Here is a 14,106-nt window from a genome sequence, read left to right as displayed (position 1 = left end):
ATGGCACGTTCACTGAAAAAAGGCTTTTTTATTGATCTGCACCTCGCTAAGAAAGTTGACGAAGCGGTTGCAAATAAGAGCAAAAAGCCAATTAAAACCTGGTCGCGTCGTTCTATGATCACCCCTGACATGATTGGACTGACTATTGCCGTGCACAACGGCAAGCAGCACGTGCCAATTCTCGTCAGCGAAGACATGATCGGTCATAAGCTCGGCGAATTTGCACCGACCCGCAACTACCGCGGCCACACTGCCGACAAGAAAGGTCGATAGGAGTTATTGATGCAAGCTATAGCTAAATTACGCGCTGCGCGCATTTCTGCGCAAAAGGCGCGCCTGGTCGCAGACCAGATCCGTGGCAAGCACGTTGATGAAGCGGTAGAGATTCTGACGTTTAGCCAGAAAAAAGCCGCGAGCATTATTCTTAAAGTGCTCAACTCAGCAATTGCCAACGCTGAAAACAATGAAGGCGCAGATATCGATGAGCTGACCGTCGCTGAAATCCAAGTGGGTGAAGGTATGACGATGAAGCGTTTTGCTGCACGCGCTAAGGGTCGCGGTACGCGCATTTTGAAGCGTACCAGCAACATTATGATTCGCGTAGAAGAGCGCTAAGGAGAATACTATGGGTCAGAAAGTACATCCAATTGGTTTTCGACTTGGGATCTCTAAAGACTGGGTTTCTAAGTGGTACGCGGAAGGCCGTGACTATGCAGATTTCCTGGAAAAAGATCACGAAGTCCGTGAGTTCATCCGTAAAAAACTCGCTCACGCTTCAGTTAGCAAGATTCAAATCGAGCGCCCGCGCAATGGTGCGCAAATTACCATTTTCACTGCTCGTCCGGGTATTGTGATCGGTAAAAAAGGCGAAGACATTGAAGTGCTGAAGAAAGAAGTCAGCAAGTTGATGGGCGTACCTACTTCAATCAATATTGAAGAGATTCGTCGTCCAGAACTTGATGCGTATTTGGTTGCCGAGAATATTGCTCAGCAATTAGAGCGTCGTGTCATGTTCCGTCGCGCGATGAAACGTGCTGTCGCTTCAACCATGCGCCTTGGCGCCGCTGGTATCAAGGTCAGCATTTCAGGTCGTCTGAACGGTGCAGAAATTGCCCGTACAGAATGGTATCGTGAAGGCCGTGTGCCACTCCATACTCTGCGTGCTGATATTGATTATGGCCTCGCTGAAGCGCATACAACATATGGCGTTATCGGTGTCAAGGTATGGATCTTTAAGGGTGAAAACCTCGAAGGTATCGAAGCTGATGCCGCTCGCGAAGCGCCAGACGATAAACGTGGCCGCCGCAAACCGCGCGGACGCCGCAAGGATTAAGGTGAAGTCATGTTACAACCAAAAAGAACCAAGTTCAGAAAACAGCATAAAGGCCGTAACCGCGGTCTAGCACAGGCTGGTAACAGCGTCAGTTTTGGCGAATATGGCTTGAAAGCGACCACTCGTGGCCGTATTACAGCCCGTCAAATTGAAGCTGCACGTCGTGCAATTAATCGTCACGTCAAGCGTGGTGGTAAAGTGTGGATCCGTATCTTCCCTGATGTACCAGTGACCAACAAGCCATTGGAAGTGCGTCAAGGTAAAGGTAAAGGTAACGTTGAGTATTGGGTAGCCAAGGTACAACCTGGCACTGTCCTTTACGAAATGGAAGGTGTGAGTGAAGAGCTGGCGCGTGAAGCGTTCCGCCTCGCAGCTGCCAAGTTGCCGGTCCAAACAGTGTTTGAAACCCGCAAGGTGATGTGATGAGTGTGAAAGAATTACGTGAAAAAGACGTCGACGGCCTTCGCGAGGAATTACTTTCTCTGCGTCAGGCTCAGATGAAATTAACCATGCAAAAAGCCAGTGGACAGCTAGAGCAGACGCACCAGATTCGTCAAGTGCGTCGTGATATTGCCCGTGTGAAGACCCTGCTGGCACAACACAACGTTAAGGTGTGAATATGAGCGAACAAAAATCTATTCAACGCGTGTTGCAGGGCACAGTAGCGAGCAACAAAGGTGATAAATCAATCACTGTTCATGTTGTGCGTTATGAAAAGCACCCTGTCTACGGTAAGTATGTTAAGCGCACTTTGAAGTGCCATGCACACGATGAAAACAACGAGTGCAATATCGGTGATACCGTGCGCATCAATCAGAGCCGCCCGATTTCCAAAACCAAAACCTGGCGTTTGGTGGAAATCGTAGAGCGCGCTGAAGGTTAAGGAGGCTATCCATGATTCAAATGCAATCACGCCTCTCAGTGGCGGATAACAGTGGTGCTCGTGAGCTCCAGTGTATTAAAGTTCTTGGCGGTTCACACCGTCGTTACGCCGGTATCGGTGATGTGGTCAAGGTTTCAGTTAAAGAAGCCATGCCGCGTGGTCGTGTTAAGAAAGGTGATGTATACAACGCACTGATCGTACGTACTCGTAAGGGTGTTCGTCGTCGTGACGGTTCTGTACTTCGCTTTGACAGCAACGCTGCGGTTTTGCTCAATCAAAAGCTTGAGCCAATCGGTACCCGCGTGTTTGGCCCCATTGCACGTGAGCTGCGTGGTGAGAAGTTCATGAAGATCATCTCACTCGCACCTGAAGTGCTTTAAGGAGGAAAAATGAAGCGGATTAAAAAGGGCGATGAAGTAATTGTCATCGCCGGCAAAAAAGAAGACAAAGGCCAGCGTGGCACGGTCAAAGAAGTGCGTGGCGAGCGCGTTGTTGTTGAAGGCATCAACCAAGTTTCCAAGCACGTCAAGCCGAACCCACAGGCTGGTATCGAAGGTGGCATCATTAAAAAAGAAGCTGCCGTTCACATTTCCAATGTGATGTTGTTCAACGCGGCTACCGGTAAAGGTGATCGTGTCGGCTTCAAAATTGAAGACGGCAAGAAGTTCCGCGTGTTCAAATCCAATGGCGAACGCGTAGATTGAGGTCTGACATGGCAAGATTACAACAACAGTATCGTGACGAACTCGCGCTCAAGCTGAAAGAAAAGCTGGGCCTGAGCAACGTCATGGAAGTACCGAAGCTCGAAAAAATCACCATTAACATGGGTGTGGGCGAAGCGGTCAATGACAAGAAAATCATGGACAGCGCTGTGCGTGACCTGGCTTTGATCAGTGGTCAAAAGCCACTCGTCACCAAGTCAAAGAAGTCTATTGCGGGCTTTAAGATTCGTGACGGCTGGCCAATCGGCTGTAAAGTCACTTTGCGCCGTGAGCAGATGTATGAATTTCTTGATCGCCTGATCAATATTTCATTGCCACGTACGCGTGACTTCCGCGGCCTTAGCCCGAAGTCATTCGATGGTCGTGGTAACTACACCTTTGGTGTGAAAGAGCACATCATTTTCCCGGAAATCGACTACGAGAAAATCGACGCGGTACGCGGTATGGACATTACGTTCACCACAACTGCCAAAGATGATGCCAGTGCTAAAGCATTGCTCGAAGCCTTCGGTTTCCCATTTAGAGGTTAATTATGGCTAAAAAAAGCATGATCAATCGCGAAGCGAAGCGTATCAAGACTGTTCAAAAATACGCCGCTAAGCGACATGAATTGAAAGAGATCATCCGTAAGGTTGATCAGTATTCAGAAGAAGAACGTTTGGAAGCGCAGGAAAAACTGCAAAAACTTCCGCGTAACGCTTCACCTGCACGCGTACAACGTCGTTGCCGTATCACAGGTCGTCCACATGCGGTTTACCGCAAGTTCGGTCTGTCACGTATCAAATTGCGTGAGCTGGCAATGCGTGGTGAAGTGCCAGGTATTAAAAAAGCAAGTTGGTAATATTTGCTTAAGTGGAGCCGTACGTCAGTACGGCTCGATTTTTGTATTACCAAACCAAAGCTGCTTAGCTTGTGACTTGATCATAAGCTAAGCAGCTAAATTGCATTGACTTTGCCTAAAATTTCGGTAGAATACTTCGCCCTGCTGCGAGGTTGGCTGAATTTGGCTGCTTTGCATCATTTTTATTCCCTGAATTTGGTTGAAAAATCACCCATTTGGCTTTATTGCCACCAATGGTTTTCAGGTTTTTAAGTTCCAGGACCATTTTGGTCTGATACTGACTATCGAGGTAAAACTATGTTATCTGATCCAGTTGCAGATATGCTGACTCGCGTGCGTAATGCGCAGCGTATCGGTCGTTCGCTGGTGACTATGCCTGCCTCTAAGCACAAAGAAGCAATTGCTAAAGTGCTTAAAGAAGAAGGGTATATCCAGTCTTATGAAGTTCAAGGTGATGTTAAGCCTGAACTGACTATCCATCTCAAATATTATCAGGGTCGTCCTGTTATTGAGATGATCAAGCGTGTGAGCCGTCCAGGCCTGCGTATCTTTAAAGGCAAAAACGAATTACCACGAGTCCAAGGCGGCTTGGGTATTGCTGTTATCTCAACTTCCCGTGGCGTGATGAGTGATCACAAAGCACGCGAGCTTGGTGTTGGCGGCGAAGTTCTTTGCGTAGTCGCATAAGGGGGGAATATGTCACGAATTGGTAAACAACCTGTCACCATCCCTTCTGGCGTTAACGTTTCTATTAATGGTGGAAACATCAACGTTAAGGGTAGCAAAGGCGAATTGACTATGGATTTGCATCCATATACCACAGTTGAAGAAGCTGACGGTGAAATTCGCGTTAAGCCGGTCAAGGAAAGCGGTGATCACTGGGCTATGTGTGGCACTATGCGTTCACTGGTCAATAATATGGTTATTGGCGTCAGCGAAGGTTTTGTCAAAAAATTGCAACTGGTAGGCGTCGGTTATCGCGCGCAGGTGCAAGGTCAGAAGCTTAACTTATCACTTGGTTTCTCACACCCGGTCGAGTTCGCGATTCCTCAAGGGATCACAATTGAAGCACCGAGCCAAACTGAACTGCACATTAAAGGCAGTGACAAGCAGTTGGTCGGTGAAGTGGCTGCCAAAATCCGTGCATATCGTCCGCCAGAGCCTTACAAAGGTAAAGGTGTACGCTACGCTGATGAGCGCGTGGTCATGAAAGAAGCCAAGAAGAAGTAAGGTGAGATCATGAATCAAAAGAAAATTAATCGTATCCGCCGTGGCAAGAAGACCCGTGCTAATATCCGCGGCAAAGGCAAAGCAAGTCTGGTCGTCAACAAGACACCTCGTCACATGTATGCCCAAATCATCAGTGGTACTGGTGATCAGGTTTTGGCAACAGCCTCTACTGTACAGGCAAGTGTCCGTGATGGTCTCTCATTTACCGGTAACATCGAAGCTGCAGCTAAAGTTGGTACAGCCATCGCTGAAAAAGCAAAAGAGCTTGGGCTTGAAGATATCGCATTTGACCGCAGTGGCTTCCGCTACCACGGTCGAGTCAAAGCGCTTGCTGATGCTGCGCGCGAAGCTGGTTTGAAGTTTTAAGAGGTAGTTATGGCACAGCAAAGAGAACGTCAGCAAGACAACGAATTTTTAGAAAAGCTGGTTGCGGTTAATCGCGTAACCAAAGTTGTTAAAGGTGGTCGCCAGTTTGCATTCACTGCATTGGTAGTGGTTGGCGATGGCAAAGGCCGCGTTGGTTATGGCTATGGTAAGGCTAAAGAAGTCCCTGTAGCAATCCAAAAAGCGATGGATCAAGCTAAGAAGACTCTGGTTCGTATTGATCTGAACCAGGATACCTTGCAGCACCCAATCATTGGTAAGCACGGCGCAGCTAAAGTTTACATGCAGCCTGCATCTGAAGGTACCGGTATTATTGCCGGCGGTGCGATGCGTGCAGTATTTGAAGTGCTGGGCGTCAAGGATGTATTGGCCAAGTGTATGGGTACACGTAACGCCGGTAACGTCATTCGCGCAACCATCAATGGTCTGAAAGCGATGAACAGCCCGCAATATGTTGCTGCCAAGCGCGGTAAATCGGTCGAAGAGGTAGTTGCTAATGTCCACTAAAGAATTAAAAGTTACTTTGGTTAAGAGCAAGCATGGTCGTCTCGAAAGCCACAAGCAATGTGTGAATGGTTTGGGCTTGCGCCGTATGCACCAGTCGCGTGTTGTCAAAGATACACCGGAGAATCGCGGCATGATTAATAAAGTGTCCTATCTCCTCAAAGTTGAAGAGGTGTAATAATGCGTTTAAATAATTTAAAACCTGCAGCTGGTTCGCGCTCTGCGCCTAAGCGTTTGGGTCGTGGTATTGGCTCAGGCTTGGGTAAAACCAGTGGTAAAGGTCACAAAGGCCAAAAAGCACGTTCAGGCGGCTATCACAAGGTTGGTTTCGAAGGCGGTCAGATGCCTTTGCAGCGTCGTTTGCCTAAGCGTGGCTTCCGTAGCCGCACCAAAGGTGATACTGCTCAAATCCGCACAGCTCAGTTGAATAAGCTCGCTGATGCGCAGGTGGTTGATTTGGCTCTGCTCAAGCAGCTTGGCATCGTACCTGTCTCAGCATTGAGTGCGAAAGTTTTCCTTAGCGGTGACGTCACTGCTGCTGTAAAACTTCAAGGTATCAGCGTTTCTAAAGGTGCACGCGAAGCAATTGAGGCCGCAGGTGGCTCAATCGAAGCGTAAGCTGATAGTAAATAGCGTAACAGTAATAAGGGGAGCATGATGGCAAAGCCAACGGCAAATCCGTATAAGGAACTGACATCTCGCCTGTGGTATTTGGTTCTCGCATTGGTCATTTACCGTGTGGGTGCACATATTCCAGTGCCGGGTGTTGACCTAGCGGAAGTTAGAAGAATGTTTGAGCAAGGCGAGGGTTCAATCTTTCAGTTGTTCAATATGTTCTCTGGTGGTGCTTTAAGTAATGCTTCCCTACTGGCACTTGGTGTCGCACCTTATATTTCAGCCTCGATTGTGATGCAGTTGTTGTCCCATATGTATGGGCCGCTGAAAGAACTGCGCCAACAGGGTAGTAGTGGGCAGAAGAAGATCACCTTCTATACCCGCTATCTGACTCTGGCTTTGGCGCTAATACAAGGCTTCGCGATATCAAAAACCGTCATGGCTCAAGGGATGTCGCTGACAACAGGTCCAGGCTTTCTACTTACGGGTACGATTGCTTTGGCTGCAGGGGCACTCTTTTTGATGTGGCTGGGTGAGCAGATAACTGAGCGCGGTATTGGCAACGGCATTTCAATGCTGATTTTTGCTGGTATCGCAGTAAATATGCCTGCTGGCATAGGTGGTTTGATCGCTCAGACCAAGGAAAATGATCAGTATGGTCAGTTTTTCTTGATCATCGGTGTGATTGTAGCCCTCTTTGCTCTGATTGTGGTTGTTGAGCGTGCTCAGCGTCGTATTGCAATTCATTATGCAAAACGCCAGGGCATGAATCAGCAAGCCATGGGGCAGCGGTCACATCTGCCACTCAAGATCAATATGGCGGGCGTTATTCCGGCTATTTTTGCATCGGCAATTATTACGCTATTGGTTTCTGCATTCTCGTTGCTGTCAGGCTTCGAAGGAACTGTTGGTCGCTATATCGCAGACGTAACTGGCGCTTTCCAGCCCGGTAACTGGTTGTATATCGCAACATTCAGTTTGTTGATCGTTTTGTTCTCGTTTTTCTATACTGCAATGATGTTTGAAAATCGTGAATTGGCTGACAATCTGAAAAAATCCAATGCGTTTATTCAAGGCTTCCGACCTGGGCGTCAGACAGCAGACTATTTGGATATGGTGCAAGAGCGCTTGACCTTGGTCGGTGCGTTCTATGTAGCATTTGTCTGTATTATTCCGTCGATTATGAACCTCGGTTCGGCTCAAGGGCAAATATTGTTCTTGTTCGGCGGTACGTCATTGTTGATCGCAGTTGTGGTTGCTATGGATTTTATGTCTCAAGTTCAGTCACACGTGATGTCCAAACAGTACGAATCACTGATGAAGAAAGCCAATTTATCAGGCTTCGGTGGCGGGCAATACCGCCGCTAAGCCAAAATTAGGAGTTATAAAGATGAAAGTAAGTGCATCTGTTAAAAAAATGTGCCGTCATTGCCGCATCATTCGTCGCAATGGTAGTGTTCGGGTAATCTGTACTGACGCGCGTCACAAGCAGCGTCAGGGCTAATCTGTGCAATTGATTCAGCAAGCTAAACTGCGATAGTCATTGACTTTTTGCGCTTAGCTCGCTAGAATCCTGCACCTTTGTTTTAGGAGTAAACGACATGGCTCGTATTGCTGGTATTAATGTCCCGACACAAAAGCACACTGTTGTGGCATTGACCTCTATTTATGGCATCGGCCCTAACCGCGCACGCGATATTTGCGCTGCGTCTGGCGTCGAACCAACCAAAAAAATTCGTGATCTTAGTGATGCTGAAGTTGACGCTTTGCGTCAAGCAGTTGCTGAGTATCAGGTGGAAGGGGATCTGCGTCGTCAGGTTTCCATGAACATTAAACGTCTGATGGATCTCGGTTGCTACCGTGGTCTGCGTCACCGTCGCTCATTGCCGGTACGCGGTCAGCGGACTAAGACCAACGCGCGTACACGCAAAGGTCCTACCCGTCCAATCAAACGCTAATTAAGAGAGAGAACTATGGCTAAGGCTACTGGTAAACAAAAAAACGTTAGAAAAAAAGCAAAGCGTGTTGTGGTGGACGCCGTTGCGCACGTCCACGCGTCATTTAACAACACAATCGTGACCATTACTGATGGTCAGGGTAACACGCTTTCTTGGGCAACTGCCGGTGGTTCAGGATTCCGTGGCTCAAGAAAATCAACACCTTTCGCAGCACAGGTTGCTGCAGAGCGTGCAGGAAATGCCGCCAAAGAATACGGTGTGCAAAATCTTGATGTCAACATCAAAGGACCTGGACCGGGGCGTGAATCAGCCGTGCGTGCACTGAATGCAAGCGGCTTCAATATTCATTCCATTACCGACGTGACACCTATTCCACACAACGGCTGCCGTCCGCCGAAAAAGCGTCGCGTTTAAGAGAGTATTGGGAGAAATAATTTATGGCAAGATATATTGGACCTAAGTGCCGCTTGGCACGTCGTGAAGGTGTAGACCTCGAACTGAAATCAGGTGTGCGCCCATTAGAGTCAAAGTGTAACCTCAATGCGGCTCCTGGCCAGCACGGCGCTCGTCGTGGTCGTTTGTCTGACTACGGTGGTCAGCTGCGTGAGAAGCAGAAGCTAAAGCGCATCTACGGTGTGCTTGAGCGTCAGTTCCGCAACTACTACAAAAAAGCTGCACAGAAGAAAGGCTCAACTGGTGAAAACCTGTTACAGCTGCTCGAGCAGCGTCTCGATAACGTTGTTTACCGTATGGGCTACGGTGCTACTCGTGCTGAAGCGCGTCAGTTGGTATCTCACGGTGCAATCGAAGTCAATGGCAAGCGTGTAACCATCGCTTCTTACCAAGTAAAGGCTGATGATGTCGTTTCTGTTCGTGAGAAATCACGCAAGCAGGTTCGTATTCAAAGTGCTTTGGAAATAGCCGCTCAGCGTGGTTTTGTTGATTGGGTTGAAGTAGATACCGCTAAAATGAGCGGTCAGTTCAAGCGCATTCCAGAGCGTATTGATCTGTCAGCAGACATCAACGAATCACTGGTAGTCGAACTTTACTCTAAGTAAAGTTTGACGGCGATAAACGATATACGAGAGGCGTTATTCTATGGCATTAACAGAACTTTTAACGCCACGCATTGTGCAAATCAAGGACATCGCGCCAAATACGGCGCGTGTCACTCTTGAACCACTCGAGCGTGGATTCGGTTACACACTTGGTACAGCATTGCGTCGTGTTCTGCTCTCTTCAATTGAAGGTGCAGCAGCAACGGAATGTGAAATTGAGGGTGTGCTGCATGAATATTCAGGCATCGAAGGTGTTCGTGAAGATGTAATTGATGTCATGCTCAATCTGAAAGGATTGTCGATGATCATGCATGAAGGCGAACGTGCTGAAATGCATTTATCGGTCGATAAAGCCGGTGAAGTGAAGGCCAAAGATTTTCAGGCGCCCTCGAATATAGAGATTTGTAATCCTGAGCATGTCATTGCACACCTGACTAAAGATCAACCACTTAAAATGACGGTTGTTGTTGAAAAGGGGCGTGGCTACCGGGTTGTCAATCCGGAAGAAGAAGCGGAAGGCACCTCACCGAACGTTCTGCGACTTGATGCAAGCTTTTCTCCGGTCAAGCGTATTGCTTACCGTGTTGAAGCAGCGCGTGTTGAGCAGCGTACGGACTTGGATAAATTGATTATTGATATTGAATCCAACGGTGCACTCGATCCAGAGCAAGCTATTCGTGATGCAGCAACAATCTTGCATCAGCAGTTAGCATTCTTCGTTGACCTTGAGTCGACCGAAGTTGAAGAGGAAGAAGTTGAAGAAATTCAAGTTGACCCTGTTTTGCTTCGTCCAGTTGATGATCTTGAGCTGACAGTGCGTAGTGCAAACTGCCTCAAAGCTGAGAATATCAACAATATTGGCGATTTGGTTCGCCGCAGTGAAGTTGAACTGCTTAAAACACCAAATCTCGGCAAGAAATCGCTGAACGAGATTAAAGAAGTTCTGGCCAGCCATGGCTTGGAATTGGGAATGGACATTGAAAACTGGCCGGTAGATCAATAAACCGGTCAGGCACGAATTGGGAGCATAACCATGAGACACAAACTTTCCGGTCGTAAACTGAACCGGACTAGCTCACACCGCAAAGCCATGTTTCAAAACATGACGGTTTCACTGATCGAGCACGAGCTGATCAAAACCACTTTGCCTAAAGCAAAAGACCTCCGCCGAGTAATCGAACCAATCATTACTCACGCTAAGAACAATGACACTGTTGCAGCACGCCGTTTGGCTTTTGCTCGCCTGCGTGATCGCGCTGCGGTACAAAAGCTGTTCGCCGAGTTGGCACCACGTTATAAAGAGCGTCCAGGTGGCTACATACGTATCCTTAAGTGCGGTTTCCGTGCTGGTGACAATGCGCCTATGGCGTATGTTGAACTGGTCGATCGCCCACTGCCTGATCATCAAGACGCTGAGTAATCAGCATCTTGTGTAAAAGAACCGCCGTAAGGCGGTTTTTTTATGCCTCCAATATATGTAACCTTATTTATCCATTTCTTTTAAGGATGAGTTGAGGTGCTGTGTGCTTTGTCGTGCAGGACTCATTATTGAAATACGATTGATAAAAGCATTTTGTAATCTTAAATCATCCGCAGTGGTAGGGTGATTTTTATTAAATTAACCAAATTGAGATGCACAATCGATTGCTGCTGTATTACTTGATGATATCCCGAATGAGATGATGACCACGAGTACTTCTTTGACTGGTAGTTATAGAATAGGTTGGGTTGACGTAAGAATGTATCTCCGCGTAACACCGTAAGATTTGGTATTACCTTTAAGCATGGAGCGTATGATGGGCGCTTTTGCATGAAATTGTCTTTTAGAGCTGAATATGAAACAAGATTTTATTCCTTCACGCATTTTTACTTGGTTGCAAGGTGCGATTGATGACTGGTTGAGTGAAGGTATCGTCGATGCATCACAGGCGGCAAGGCTTGAGTCGCGCTATATGGCTCAGCAAGATGGCTTGTGGTTAGGGTGGGTGCTTGGCTTGCTTGCTGCAATGCTTATTGGCGGTGGCGTGATACTTTTGCTGGCTTATAACTGGTATGAATTGACGCATTTGACACGCGCTTGTATTGCAGTATCGCCGTTGTTGTTATTGCAAGGTGGGTGCTTATGGTTACTTTGGCGAAGGCGCACGACCGGCCTTGCCGGCGAGATGGCTGCCTTGCTACTGGGTGCCGCACAAGGGGCTGCGTTGGCTTTGGTGAGCCAAACCTATCACTTATACGGTGAGCAGTGGCAATTTATTGCATTATGGTTTTTGATGGTTTTTCCGTCGGCGATACTATTGCAGTCACAAGCCCTTTTTGTCGCGGCAATGGTTTTATTGCCTTCAGTCCTAGTCAGTGCGCCATGGGTTTATACCGAGAACACAATCCTCATTCCTACTCAGATCTGGTGGGGCACTGCTGTGGCGTTGTTAGGTGCTGGTAGTTATGCTTTTTATATGCGGCAAATTGTGTGCAGATGGGCATTTTTATTGGCACTTTTGGTTTGTACTTTTATTTGGCTACTAGCGCACAGTGTTGGTGAGGCATTTTATTATGCGTTTCCTGTGCTTTATGCAGCTGGGCTTGCGCAACGGGAGAACGGTTGGCGTAATGCAATGCGTTGGCTTGGTGGGGTGGGGATTTATGCGTCCCTATTGGCAGTGGTATTGGCGCCGGAGTTGCAGCTTGAATTGGCTGAGGTGAGTTGGCAAGAAGTACTATTATCTGTCGGGCTTACTGGTATGTCTGTATGGATGGCGATGCGTAATGCAAGGCAAAGGTTACGCTTGCCATATAGATGGGTGCTGTTGGGAACGCCGTTCTTTATGTGGGCATTCAGCACGTTGTTTGAATATAACTCAGTCGTCAACTTTGGCTTGCTACAGCTTTTTTTATTGCTGGCTGGGCTGATTCTGGTTGCCGGTGGGTTGGCACTATCGCGCTTGTTGGTCACCAATGCCGGCCTCATACTCTTGGTAACCCATTTTTTGATGAGGTTTTTTGATAGTGAGTGGTCATTATTGTCGCGTGGTATTGGTTTTATTGTTTGTGGTGTGATGTTGTTGGGTATCAATATTTTGCTACTCAGGCGTCGTGCTCGGCATCAGATGGTCATTGAGCCGGTTTTTGCTGTAAGGCCTCCTCGGACTGTGCGCCATCACACCATATTTTGGGTTGTGATGTTGCTATTGTGTATGGCTCAAGTTGGTTATGTATTGAATACTATTGTCCAGGCTGAGTTGACGCTGTCAGAAGGTTCTACTTACCGCTTTAAAACACAGCCAGTTGATCCATATGATCCATTTCGTGGGCGTTATGTATGGCTGAATTTTGCGCTAGAAGATGAATTATTCATGTCAGACGGTAAAACATGTGCCGAGTGGAGATTGGCGCCAGCTTTGTATGGCGTGCTAAGTCGTGATGCTGAGGGGATTGCCTCAATCACAGAGTTGACGATGGAACAGCCGAAAAGTACAGATGCACTACGCTTGGCCGGGATAAAATGTGGGCAGGATGGTATTTATATCAACCTGCCATTCCACCGTTTCTATGCCAATGAGCTTCTCGCGCCAGAACTTGAAGCTCAGGCGCGAGAGCATAGTGATAATAGCTATTTGGTGGTGCGGATCCGTGGTGATTATGCAGTGCCAGAGAACCTCGAAATTGGTGTGGGTAAGTGATTAACTGGATTACTCTAACGCTGTTTGCGGCCTTTATGCAGTCCTGGCGTAATGCATGGCAGAAATCCCTGAGTACATCGGTACGCCCATTGGGCGTAACGCTGGCGAGGTTTATCTTTGCCGCGCCTCTGGCTGTATTTTATGTAAGTTATTTACAATGGACGTATGAGGCTTCACCTGTATCATTTGGATGGCAGTTTGCGTTGCTCATCATGGTTGCGGCTATCAGCCAGATTATTGCCACGGCACTGATGGTGGTGCTGTTCCGGCGGCGTAATTATGCAGTTGGGGTTGGATTGGCAAAAAGTGAGGCGATTATTGCCGCTTTACTGGCGGTATGGCTATTGCACGAATCACTGTCTTTGTTGGGCTGGCTTGGGGTTTTAATTGGTGGTATCGCAGTATTTTTACTCAGTGGCGTCCGGCGTGGCGTTGTATTGGATGCTAAAACGCTACTAATCGGTGTGGCGTGCGGCCTATTTTTTGCTTTGACCTCACTCCTGGTGCGTGAGGCGACGGGATTATTGCACACTTTACCGCATATGCTACGTGCTGCTTGGGTACTGATGTGGGTGCTATTGTTGCAATCTTTAGTGCTATTGATGTGGTTGGCTTTGTTCGATCGTGCGTCATTACGCGGGTTGTATGAGCGTATCGGGCTGGTACTTGCAGTGAGTATAGTCGGGTTTGCCGCATCAGTGGGCTGGTTCAGTGCAATGAGTATGCAATCAGTTGCTTTGGTCAAAACGCTGGGACAGATTGAAGTGTGGTTTACCTTACTGATTTCAGCTCGATTATTTAAAGAGCCATTGCATCTGTCCGATAAGCTGGGCTTATTGCTCATCGTTATTGGTGCAATATTGGTTATTTGGGCTTAGTAAAGTCCGTATAAATTCTA

General features: G+C 47.7%; 25 protein-coding genes. All 25 read left to right on the top strand.

Features of this window, described 5'->3' with window-relative positions; all coding sequences use genetic code 11:
• The 25 genes from rpsS to KRX19_00835 all read left to right on the top strand — a co-directional run bounded on the left by rpsS (position 1) and on the right by KRX19_00835 (position 14,086).
• On the top strand, positions 1 to 273 hold the full coding sequence (gene rpsS / locus KRX19_00955) for a 30S ribosomal protein S19 (GenBank protein ID MBV7433584.1): 273 nt from the start codon (positions 1 to 3) through the stop codon (positions 271 to 273).
• A gap of 9 nt (positions 274 to 282) precedes the next feature.
• The gene (gene rplV / locus KRX19_00950) at positions 283 to 615 is read left to right on the top strand and encodes a 50S ribosomal protein L22 (GenBank protein ID MBV7433583.1); all 333 of its coding nucleotides are present in this window, start codon (positions 283 to 285) and stop codon (positions 613 to 615) included.
• A 10-nt stretch (positions 616 to 625) separates the two neighbouring features.
• Entirely contained in the window at positions 626 to 1,333 is a 708-nt protein-coding gene (gene rpsC / locus KRX19_00945) for a 30S ribosomal protein S3 (protein MBV7433582.1), read from the top strand.
• A 9-nt stretch (positions 1,334 to 1,342) separates the two neighbouring features.
• A complete protein-coding gene (gene rplP / locus KRX19_00940) occupies positions 1,343 to 1,756 on the top strand; it encodes a 50S ribosomal protein L16 (protein MBV7433581.1) in 414 nt (137 codons plus the stop codon).
• The gene (gene rpmC, locus KRX19_00935; GenBank protein ID MBV7433580.1) at positions 1,756 to 1,950 is read left to right on the top strand and encodes a 50S ribosomal protein L29; all 195 of its coding nucleotides are present in this window, start codon (positions 1,756 to 1,758) and stop codon (positions 1,948 to 1,950) included. Before rplP ends, rpmC begins: the two co-directional genes overlap by 1 nt.
• Before the next feature lie 2 nt (positions 1,951 to 1,952).
• Positions 1,953 to 2,216, top strand: a complete 264-nt coding sequence (gene rpsQ, locus KRX19_00930) for a 30S ribosomal protein S17 (GenBank protein ID MBV7433579.1) — start codon at positions 1,953 to 1,955, stop codon at positions 2,214 to 2,216.
• An 11-nt stretch (positions 2,217 to 2,227) separates the two neighbouring features.
• Positions 2,228 to 2,596 carry a 50S ribosomal protein L14 gene (gene rplN, locus KRX19_00925; GenBank protein ID MBV7433578.1) on the top strand — a complete coding sequence of 123 codons (369 nt, stop codon included), beginning with the start codon at positions 2,228 to 2,230 and terminating at the stop codon, positions 2,594 to 2,596.
• A gap of 9 nt (positions 2,597 to 2,605) precedes the next feature.
• A complete protein-coding gene (rplX, locus tag KRX19_00920) occupies positions 2,606 to 2,920 on the top strand; it encodes a 50S ribosomal protein L24 (GenBank protein MBV7433577.1) in 315 nt (104 codons plus the stop codon).
• Between the two features lie 8 nt (positions 2,921 to 2,928).
• On the top strand, positions 2,929 to 3,468 hold the full coding sequence (rplE, locus tag KRX19_00915; protein ID MBV7433576.1) for a 50S ribosomal protein L5: 540 nt from the start codon (positions 2,929 to 2,931) through the stop codon (positions 3,466 to 3,468).
• A 2-nt stretch (positions 3,469 to 3,470) separates the two neighbouring features.
• Positions 3,471 to 3,779 carry a 30S ribosomal protein S14 gene (rpsN, locus tag KRX19_00910; GenBank protein MBV7433575.1) on the top strand — a complete coding sequence of 103 codons (309 nt, stop codon included), beginning with the start codon at positions 3,471 to 3,473 and terminating at the stop codon, positions 3,777 to 3,779.
• A gap of 297 nt (positions 3,780 to 4,076) precedes the next feature.
• Entirely contained in the window at positions 4,077 to 4,466 is a 390-nt protein-coding gene (rpsH, locus tag KRX19_00905) for a 30S ribosomal protein S8 (GenBank protein ID MBV7433574.1), read from the top strand.
• A 9-nt stretch (positions 4,467 to 4,475) separates the two neighbouring features.
• Positions 4,476 to 5,009, top strand: coding sequence for a 50S ribosomal protein L6 (gene rplF / locus KRX19_00900; protein MBV7433573.1), 534 nt, complete (start codon positions 4,476 to 4,478; stop codon positions 5,007 to 5,009).
• 9 nt (positions 5,010 to 5,018) lie between these two features.
• Entirely contained in the window at positions 5,019 to 5,375 is a 357-nt protein-coding gene (rplR, locus tag KRX19_00895) for a 50S ribosomal protein L18 (protein ID MBV7433572.1), read from the top strand.
• Positions 5,376 to 5,384: 9 nt separating this feature from the next.
• A complete protein-coding gene (rpsE, locus tag KRX19_00890) occupies positions 5,385 to 5,900 on the top strand; it encodes a 30S ribosomal protein S5 (protein ID MBV7433571.1) in 516 nt (171 codons plus the stop codon).
• Positions 5,890 to 6,075 carry a 50S ribosomal protein L30 gene (gene rpmD / locus KRX19_00885; protein MBV7433570.1) on the top strand — a complete coding sequence of 62 codons (186 nt, stop codon included), beginning with the start codon at positions 5,890 to 5,892 and terminating at the stop codon, positions 6,073 to 6,075. Before rpsE ends, rpmD begins: the two co-directional genes overlap by 11 nt.
• 2 nt (positions 6,076 to 6,077) lie before the next feature.
• Complete coding sequence (gene rplO / locus KRX19_00880; GenBank protein ID MBV7433569.1) at positions 6,078 to 6,515, top strand: 50S ribosomal protein L15; 438 nt, start codon at positions 6,078 to 6,080, stop codon at positions 6,513 to 6,515.
• A gap of 39 nt (positions 6,516 to 6,554) precedes the next feature.
• Positions 6,555 to 7,880 carry a preprotein translocase subunit SecY gene (gene secY / locus KRX19_00875; GenBank protein MBV7433568.1) on the top strand — a complete coding sequence of 442 codons (1,326 nt, stop codon included), beginning with the start codon at positions 6,555 to 6,557 and terminating at the stop codon, positions 7,878 to 7,880.
• A gap of 22 nt (positions 7,881 to 7,902) precedes the next feature.
• A complete protein-coding gene (rpmJ, locus tag KRX19_00870; GenBank protein MBV7433567.1) occupies positions 7,903 to 8,016 on the top strand; it encodes a 50S ribosomal protein L36 in 114 nt (37 codons plus the stop codon).
• Between the two features lie 97 nt (positions 8,017 to 8,113).
• A complete protein-coding gene (rpsM, locus tag KRX19_00865) occupies positions 8,114 to 8,470 on the top strand; it encodes a 30S ribosomal protein S13 (protein MBV7433566.1) in 357 nt (118 codons plus the stop codon).
• A gap of 15 nt (positions 8,471 to 8,485) precedes the next feature.
• Positions 8,486 to 8,884, top strand: a complete 399-nt coding sequence (rpsK, locus tag KRX19_00860) for a 30S ribosomal protein S11 (GenBank protein ID MBV7433565.1) — start codon at positions 8,486 to 8,488, stop codon at positions 8,882 to 8,884.
• 23 nt (positions 8,885 to 8,907) lie between these two features.
• Positions 8,908 to 9,528: a 30S ribosomal protein S4 gene (rpsD, locus tag KRX19_00855; GenBank protein MBV7433564.1), complete on the top strand. Its 621-nt coding sequence runs from the start codon at positions 8,908 to 8,910 to the stop codon at positions 9,526 to 9,528.
• 40 nt (positions 9,529 to 9,568) lie between these two features.
• The gene (gene rpoA / locus KRX19_00850; GenBank protein ID MBV7433563.1) at positions 9,569 to 10,531 is read left to right on the top strand and encodes a DNA-directed RNA polymerase subunit alpha; all 963 of its coding nucleotides are present in this window, start codon (positions 9,569 to 9,571) and stop codon (positions 10,529 to 10,531) included.
• A 30-nt stretch (positions 10,532 to 10,561) separates the two neighbouring features.
• On the top strand, positions 10,562 to 10,948 hold the full coding sequence (gene rplQ / locus KRX19_00845) for a 50S ribosomal protein L17 (GenBank protein MBV7433562.1): 387 nt from the start codon (positions 10,562 to 10,564) through the stop codon (positions 10,946 to 10,948).
• A gap of 415 nt (positions 10,949 to 11,363) precedes the next feature.
• Complete coding sequence (locus KRX19_00840; protein ID MBV7433561.1) at positions 11,364 to 13,208, top strand: GDYXXLXY domain-containing protein; 1,845 nt, start codon at positions 11,364 to 11,366, stop codon at positions 13,206 to 13,208.
• On the top strand, positions 13,205 to 14,086 hold the full coding sequence (locus KRX19_00835) for a DMT family transporter (protein ID MBV7433560.1): 882 nt from the start codon (positions 13,205 to 13,207) through the stop codon (positions 14,084 to 14,086). The genes KRX19_00840 and KRX19_00835 overlap by 4 nt, the downstream gene beginning before the upstream one ends.
• Positions 14,087 to 14,106 lie beyond the last annotated feature (20 nt).

This window comes from Cardiobacteriaceae bacterium TAE3-ERU3, assembly GCA_019218315.1.
Lineage (GTDB): Bacteria > Pseudomonadota > Gammaproteobacteria > Cardiobacteriales > Cardiobacteriaceae > JAHUUI01.
This window is presented reverse-complemented; position numbering and strand designations above follow the sequence as displayed.

What these genes read in the sequence shown, in the direction of transcription:
- rpsS (MBV7433584.1), top strand. Translation starts at nt 1, where the DNA reads ATGGCACGTTCACTGAAAAAAGGCTTTTTTATTGATCTGCACCTCGCT.
- rplV (MBV7433583.1), top strand. Translation starts at nt 283, where the DNA reads ATGCAAGCTATAGCTAAATTACGCGCTGCGCGCATTTCTGCGCAAAAG.
- rpsC (MBV7433582.1), top strand. Translation starts at nt 626, where the DNA reads ATGGGTCAGAAAGTACATCCAATTGGTTTTCGACTTGGGATCTCTAAA.
- rplP (MBV7433581.1), top strand. Translation starts at nt 1,343, where the DNA reads ATGTTACAACCAAAAAGAACCAAGTTCAGAAAACAGCATAAAGGCCGT.
- rpmC (MBV7433580.1), top strand. Translation starts at nt 1,756, where the DNA reads ATGAGTGTGAAAGAATTACGTGAAAAAGACGTCGACGGCCTTCGCGAG.
- rpsQ (MBV7433579.1), top strand. Translation starts at nt 1,953, where the DNA reads ATGAGCGAACAAAAATCTATTCAACGCGTGTTGCAGGGCACAGTAGCG.
- rplN (MBV7433578.1), top strand. Translation starts at nt 2,228, where the DNA reads ATGATTCAAATGCAATCACGCCTCTCAGTGGCGGATAACAGTGGTGCT.
- rplX (MBV7433577.1), top strand. Translation starts at nt 2,606, where the DNA reads ATGAAGCGGATTAAAAAGGGCGATGAAGTAATTGTCATCGCCGGCAAA.
- rplE (MBV7433576.1), top strand. Translation starts at nt 2,929, where the DNA reads ATGGCAAGATTACAACAACAGTATCGTGACGAACTCGCGCTCAAGCTG.
- rpsN (MBV7433575.1), top strand. Translation starts at nt 3,471, where the DNA reads ATGGCTAAAAAAAGCATGATCAATCGCGAAGCGAAGCGTATCAAGACT.
- rpsH (MBV7433574.1), top strand. Translation starts at nt 4,077, where the DNA reads ATGTTATCTGATCCAGTTGCAGATATGCTGACTCGCGTGCGTAATGCG.
- rplF (MBV7433573.1), top strand. Translation starts at nt 4,476, where the DNA reads ATGTCACGAATTGGTAAACAACCTGTCACCATCCCTTCTGGCGTTAAC.
- rplR (MBV7433572.1), top strand. Translation starts at nt 5,019, where the DNA reads ATGAATCAAAAGAAAATTAATCGTATCCGCCGTGGCAAGAAGACCCGT.
- rpsE (MBV7433571.1), top strand. Translation starts at nt 5,385, where the DNA reads ATGGCACAGCAAAGAGAACGTCAGCAAGACAACGAATTTTTAGAAAAG.
- rpmD (MBV7433570.1), top strand. Translation starts at nt 5,890, where the DNA reads ATGTCCACTAAAGAATTAAAAGTTACTTTGGTTAAGAGCAAGCATGGT.
- rplO (MBV7433569.1), top strand. Translation starts at nt 6,078, where the DNA reads ATGCGTTTAAATAATTTAAAACCTGCAGCTGGTTCGCGCTCTGCGCCT.
- secY (MBV7433568.1), top strand. Translation starts at nt 6,555, where the DNA reads ATGGCAAAGCCAACGGCAAATCCGTATAAGGAACTGACATCTCGCCTG.
- rpmJ (MBV7433567.1), top strand. Translation starts at nt 7,903, where the DNA reads ATGAAAGTAAGTGCATCTGTTAAAAAAATGTGCCGTCATTGCCGCATC.
- rpsM (MBV7433566.1), top strand. Translation starts at nt 8,114, where the DNA reads ATGGCTCGTATTGCTGGTATTAATGTCCCGACACAAAAGCACACTGTT.
- rpsK (MBV7433565.1), top strand. Translation starts at nt 8,486, where the DNA reads ATGGCTAAGGCTACTGGTAAACAAAAAAACGTTAGAAAAAAAGCAAAG.
- rpsD (MBV7433564.1), top strand. Translation starts at nt 8,908, where the DNA reads ATGGCAAGATATATTGGACCTAAGTGCCGCTTGGCACGTCGTGAAGGT.
- rpoA (MBV7433563.1), top strand. Translation starts at nt 9,569, where the DNA reads ATGGCATTAACAGAACTTTTAACGCCACGCATTGTGCAAATCAAGGAC.
- rplQ (MBV7433562.1), top strand. Translation starts at nt 10,562, where the DNA reads ATGAGACACAAACTTTCCGGTCGTAAACTGAACCGGACTAGCTCACAC.
- KRX19_00840 (MBV7433561.1), top strand. Translation starts at nt 11,364, where the DNA reads ATGAAACAAGATTTTATTCCTTCACGCATTTTTACTTGGTTGCAAGGT.